Origin of the sequence: Streptomyces misionensis (assembly GCF_007896895.1) — a bacterium.
Classification (GTDB): domain Bacteria; phylum Actinomycetota; class Actinomycetes; order Streptomycetales; family Streptomycetaceae; genus Streptomyces; species Streptomyces misionensis_A.
This window is the reverse complement of record NZ_VOGW01000039.1, coordinates 1-5,289: the sequence shown is the minus strand read 5'-3', so window position 1 is coordinate 5,289 and position 5,289 is coordinate 1. Positions and strand designations below refer to the sequence as shown.

Annotated in this window: 7 protein-coding genes; 2 read left to right on the top strand and 5 right to left on the bottom strand. The window is 73.4% G+C overall.

Annotation, left to right across the window (positions count from 1 at the left end):
- Nucleotides 1-213: 213 nt before the first annotated feature.
- The 3 genes from FRZ03_RS06430 to FRZ03_RS06420 form a co-directional block, all read right to left on the bottom strand.
- Complete coding sequence (locus FRZ03_RS06430; protein WP_146464167.1) at nucleotides 214-687, bottom strand: GNAT family N-acetyltransferase; 474 nt, start codon at nucleotides 685-687, stop codon at nucleotides 214-216.
- 98 nt (nucleotides 688-785) lie between these two features.
- Nucleotides 786-1,769, bottom strand: coding sequence for a M56 family metallopeptidase (locus FRZ03_RS06425; protein WP_146464166.1), 984 nt, complete (start codon nucleotides 1,767-1,769; stop codon nucleotides 786-788).
- Entirely contained in the window at nucleotides 1,766-2,158 is a 393-nt protein-coding gene (locus tag FRZ03_RS06420) for a BlaI/MecI/CopY family transcriptional regulator (protein ID WP_146464171.1), read from the bottom strand. Before FRZ03_RS06420 ends, FRZ03_RS06425 begins: the two co-directional genes overlap by 4 nt.
- Before the next feature lie 109 nt (nucleotides 2,159-2,267).
- Here FRZ03_RS06420 and FRZ03_RS38840 point away from each other — a divergent pair, with 109 nt between their 5' ends.
- On the top strand, nucleotides 2,268-2,441 hold the full coding sequence (locus FRZ03_RS38840) for a hypothetical protein (protein ID WP_186785277.1): 174 nt from the start codon (nucleotides 2,268-2,270) through the stop codon (nucleotides 2,439-2,441).
- Nucleotides 2,442-2,503: 62 nt separating this feature from the next.
- Here the strand turns inward: FRZ03_RS38840 and FRZ03_RS06415 are convergent, their stop codons facing one another.
- Together FRZ03_RS06415 and FRZ03_RS06410 are read right to left on the bottom strand one after the other, a co-directional pair.
- The gene (locus FRZ03_RS06415; protein ID WP_070025049.1) at nucleotides 2,504-2,773 is read right to left on the bottom strand and encodes a metal-sensitive transcriptional regulator; all 270 of its coding nucleotides are present in this window, start codon (nucleotides 2,771-2,773) and stop codon (nucleotides 2,504-2,506) included.
- A 27-nt stretch (nucleotides 2,774-2,800) separates the two neighbouring features.
- Nucleotides 2,801-5,062 (bottom strand): heavy metal translocating P-type ATPase, encoded by a 2,262-nt coding sequence (locus FRZ03_RS06410; protein ID WP_146464165.1) that lies wholly within the window; start codon nucleotides 5,060-5,062, stop codon nucleotides 2,801-2,803.
- Between FRZ03_RS06410 and FRZ03_RS41130 the strand changes: the two genes are divergently transcribed.
- Nucleotides 5,061-5,289, top strand: a 229-nt coding sequence (locus tag FRZ03_RS41130; protein WP_398659807.1) for a cation transporter, incomplete at its 3' end; no start/stop codon positions are given. The two genes, FRZ03_RS06410 and FRZ03_RS41130, sit on opposite strands and share 2 nt — an antisense overlap.

Here is a 5,289-nt window from a genome sequence, read left to right as displayed (position 1 = left end):
GTCTGTGTGTGCATGGTTCCTCCAGGTGGCCTCGGCCGGTCCCGGCCCTCCGGGCGGGCCCCGTGCCGCCGGGGCCACGCCGCCCGACCATCGTGTCCGGGAGCGTCGTCGGCGGTCCAGCCAGGGGGAATGCGCGTTCACGCCAACGCGTGGGTACGCCACGGTCCGAGGCGCTCGCCGGGGCCGGCCCCCGCGGCGGCCGGCCCCGGCGGCTCACAGGGCCCGGCCCAGCCGCCGTCCCCCGCCGGCGAAGCCCCGGGCCGTGAAGAAGGCCAGCGCGGGGTCGCCGTCCCGCAGCAGGGTGACCCGCTGGCTCCGCGCTCCGACGAGGCGCATGCGGTCGCCGAGGGCGCCCAGGAGGGCGCTGCCGATGCCCCGGCGGCGCCGGTCGGGCGCGGTGCACAGGGTGTAGATCTCGCCCGCGCCGGCGCCGGGGACACCGCCGGCCGCGGCGCCGACGATCCTGCCGTCCGGCTCCGCGACGACCAGCCAGCCCAGCCAGCCGGGGGCGCCGCCCGGTATCCCTATCTCGGCGGCGATACGCGGCAGCGAACAGTTCGTGCCCACCATGCGTGCCACGTCGTCCGGTGCCAGCACACCCGTACAGCTGTGCCGGATCACCGTCGCGAGCAGGTGCGAGATCGGGGCCGCGTCCATGGCGACGGCGGGCCGTACGTCCACGCTCATCAGGGCAGAACCTCCCGTAGGCCGTCCTTGGTTCCCCCGCTGCGAACAGTAACCACCCTATTCCGCAAGGCAGTTGAGAACATTCCGGGGCGGGTCGTTCACATGCCGGGCCCCGGCACCGAACAGCACAGCCCCGCCAGCGCGGGCAGGCCGACCGCCAGGGTCAGGACGAGCAGCGCGACCCCCTGCACCGTGGGCCGCTCGGTCGGCGGTTCGAGGATGCGCCGCATGCGCAGCACGGCCGACGACCCGCCCGCCGCCAAGGCCGCGTGCGGTGTCTGCCCGGCCGCGACCGCGTACAGCGCGACGGCGAGCGCCCGGCGCGAACAGCGGCGCAACGCCCGGTCGTCGGCGGCCATCTCGAGCAGCAGCGGCACCTCGTCGCGCACGAACCGGGCGAGCGGCAGCCGCCCGGAGAGGGCCCCCACGGCCGAGGCGGCGGCCGTGAGCAGATGGTGGCGCCCGGCGATGTGCGCGCGCTCGTGCTCCAGCGCCGCCGCGAGCTGTTCCTCGGTCAGGGCGCGTACGGCGCCCTCGCTGACGACCACCTGGGACGCCCGCCCGGGCAGGCAGTAGACGGCGGGCGTCGTGTGCGGCAGCACGGTGACCCGCAGCTCCGTGCACCAGGTCCCCACCATCCGCACCAGTTCGGCGTGGCGCAGGCGGCGGCGCCGGAACTGGACCAGCTCCCGCGCGAAGGCCAGGGCGAGGGCGAGCGGCGGGCAGACGGCCGCGGCGAAGCCCGCCCAGGCACGGACGCTGAACCTGCCCATTTCGTCCAGCATGACGGCGGCGCAGCGCGCGCCTCCGGTGAGGAAGCAGCCCTCGGCCGTCGCGGACAGCCGGTGGCTCTCCGCGACGGGGAAGAACAGTTGCAGCACGGCGAGGGAGAGGGAGGCGGTGAGGGCGAGCACCAGCAGTCCCCACAGCCCGAGCGTCAGCCGCGGGGTCCGGTGCGCCCAGGAGCTGCGGACGAGGAACCGCGGCAGCACCACCCCGACCGCGGCCGCCAGCATCAGCGGCGGCAGGACGTGGTGCAACGGCAGCAGGAACTCCCCCAGGCGGTACAGGAGTCCGCTCACGACGGTCTCTCCGGTGGCGCCTCACCGGCGGGCCGGTGCCCGGCGGCACGAAGGGCGGCCTCCAGTACGGAGACGTCCTCCGGCGACATGTGCTCCACGAAGCGCTGGAGCGCGGCCTGCCGGTCCTCGGTGCTGCCGAGCGCCTCCTGCATCAGGCTCGCGGTGTACTCCTCGCGGCTGCGCCGGGCCTCGTACAGCCATGCGCGGCCCGTCTTCTCGCGCCGCAGCATGCCCTTGCGGTGCAGTATGTCCGCGACCGTCATCACCGTCGTGTAGGCGACCGGCCTGGTCCTGTTGATGTCGTCGACGACCTCCCGGACCGTGGCGGGCCGCCCCCAGGTCCAGAGACGGTCCATGATTTCGGCTTCCAGACCACCGAGCCGTCGCACCTGTTCCCCTCCGCCGCCCGTCACCGAGGCGCTCCACATCGTAGGACAAGCCCCACCGGTGCAGTATCACCGATGCCGCCGACATACCCGGTAGGGGTATGGTCGAACCATGGTGACCTTCAGCAGGAACATCGTCGTCGGCCAGGTGAAGGGCGGGTGCGCCAGGCTCTGCGGAGCGAGCCTGGGCGAAGCCGAAGTGGTGCTGCTGCGCCAGGTGTTCGGCCTGTGCGTCAGTCTCGGGCTGCGGCTGCGCACCGAGTGCGCGGCACCGAAGGGGAGGTGACACGCGAAGCGGCCCCTGGCGGATCGCTCCGCCCGGGGCCGCTTCGTTCCGGAGGCCGGCCATCAGGCCCGGACGAGCCGGGCGATGGCCGAGGACGCCTCGCTGACCTTGGTCCTGGCCTGTTCACCGCCCTCCACGATGGCCTCCGTGACGCACGAGTTGAGGTGTTCGTCCAGCAGTGCCAGCGCACAGGACTGCAACGCGGCGTTGGTGGCGGCGACCTGGGTGAGGACGTCGATGCAGTAGGCGCCCTCCTCGACCATCCGCTGCAGGCCACGGACCTGGCCCTCGATGCGGCGCAGTCGTCTCACGATGTCGTCCTGGTGGGCCACGGCGGCCTCCTTGTCCTGGTCGGCGGCTCAGCGGTCCGCCGGCTGGAAGCCGCGCAGCCGCAGGCTGTTGCCGACCACGAAGACCGAGGAGAAGGCCATGGCCGCGCCGGCGATCATCGGGTTGAGCAGGCCACTGGCCGCGAGCGGCAGGGCCGCCACGTTGTAGGCGAAGGCCCAGAAGAGGTTGGACCGGATGGTGCCCAGCGTCTTGCGGGACAGCCGGATCGCGTCCGCCGCGACCCTGAGGTCTCCCCGGACGAGCGTGAGGTCGCCGGCCTCGATGGCCGCGTCCGTTCCGGTGCCCATCGCCAGGCCCAGGTCGGCCTGGGCGAGCGCGGCGGCGTCGTTGACGCCGTCGCCGACCATGGCGACCGAACGGCCCTCGCCCTGGAGGCGCTTGACGACGTCCACCTTGTCCTGCGGGAGGACCTCGGCGAAGACGTGCTCGGGCGCGATCCCCACCTCCGCGGCGACCGCCTCGGCGACCGCGCGGTTGTCGCCGGTCAGCAGGATGGGCGTCAGGCCCAGCGCGCGCAGCCGGCGGATGGCCTCCGGGCTGGTCTCCTTGATGGCGTCGGCGACCTCCAGCACCGCGCGGGCCTCGCCGTCCCAGGCCACCGCGATGGCCGTGCGGCCGGCCGCCTCGGCCTGTTCCTTGGCCTGCGCGAGCTTGTCGGACAGCTCGATCGCCCACTCGGCGAGCAGCTTCTGGCGGCCGACCAGGACCGCGTGCCCTTCCACGATGCCCTGGACGCCGAGGCCGGCGATGTTGGCGAAGTCCTCGGGGGCGGGCAGGGTGCCCACCCGAGCCGCGGCACCCGCGGCGACGGCCTGGGCGATGGGGTGCTCGGAGGCGTGCTCCAGGGCGCCGGCCAGCCGCAGCACCTCGGCCTCGTCGGTGGTGTCGGCGGTGTGCACGGCGAGCAGGGTCATCCGGCCGGTGGTGACGGTGCCGGTCTTGTCCAGGACGATGGTGTCGACCTTGCGGGTGGTCTCCAGGACCTCGGGGCCCTTGATCAGGATGCCGAGCTGGGCGCCGCGTCCGGTGCCGACCATCAGCGCGGTCGGCGTGGCGAGGCCCAGCGCGCAGGGGCAGGCGATGATCAGCACCGCGACCGCGGCGGTGAACGCCTCGGTGATGCCCGCGCCGTTGCCGAGCCAGAAGCCGAGGGTGCCGATGGCCAGGGCGATGACCACGGGGACGAACACCGCCGAGATCTTGTCGGCGAGGCGCTGGGCCGCGGCCTTGCCGTTCTGCGCGTCCTCGACGAGCTTGGCCATGCGGGCCAGTTGGGTGTCGGCGCCGACCCGGGTGGCCTCGACGACGAGCCGGCCGCCCGCGTTCAGGGTGGCGCCGGTGACGCCGTCGCCCACGCCGACCTCGACCGGCACGGACTCGCCGGTGAGCATGGAGGCGTCCACGGCGGAGGAACCCTCGACCACGGTGCCGTCGGTGGCGATCTTCTCGCCGGGCCGGACCAGGAAGCGGTCCCCGACCTTCAACTCGGCCACCGGAACGAGGTGTTCGCGACCGTCGCGCAGGACGGTGACTTCCTTGGCGCCCAGTTCCAGCAGGGCCTTCAGGGCGGCGCCGGCCTTGCGCTTGGAGCGGGCCTCGAAGTAGCGCCCGGCCAGGATGAAGGCGGTGACTCCGGCGGCGGCCTCCAGGTAGATGTTCCCGGCGCCGTCGCTGCGCGCGATGGTCAGCTCGAAGGGGTGCCGCATCCCGGGCATGCCGGCCGTGCCGAAGAACAGGGCCCACAGGGACCACAGGAAGGCCGCGGCGGTGCCGACGGAGATCAGGGTGTCCATGGTGGCCGCGCCGTGCCGGGCGTTGGTCCAGGCGGCCTTGTGGAACGGCCAGGCGGAGTAGGTGACCACCGGCGCCGCGAGGGTGAGCGACAGCCACTGCCAGTTGTCGAACTGGAGGGCCGGGATCATGGCCATCGCGATGACGGGCACCGCGAGCACCACGGCCGCGGTCAACCGCTCGCGCAGCGGCCGCAGTTCGTCGGCCTCGGGGACGGCGCCGCCGCCGTCCCCGGATTCGGTGCGCGGCGGCTCGGGCTCGCGCGCGGTGTAGCCGGTGGCCTCGACGGTGGCGATGAGGTCGGCGACCGCGATGTCCGGGCCGAAGGTGACCTTGGCCTTCTCGGTGGCGTAGTTGACGGTGGCCTCGACACCGTCCATGCGGTTGAGCTTCTTCTCGATCCGGGCGGCGCACGAGGCGCAGGTCATGCCGCCGATGGCGAGTTCGACCTCGGCCGCGCCGGGCGTGGTGGTGGTCATGTCTCTGCTCCTCGGAGCTGGTGGTGGTACGAAGTCGGGGCGGGGCACCGCGGGCGGACGGTCCCGCCCCGACTTCGTACCACCACCAGCTCCGAGGAGCAGAGACATGACCACCACCACGCCCGGCGCGGCCGAGGTCGAACTCGCCATCGGCGGCATGACCTGCGCCTCGTGCGCCGCCCGGATCGAGAAGAAGCTCAACCGCATGGACGGTGTCGAGGCCACCG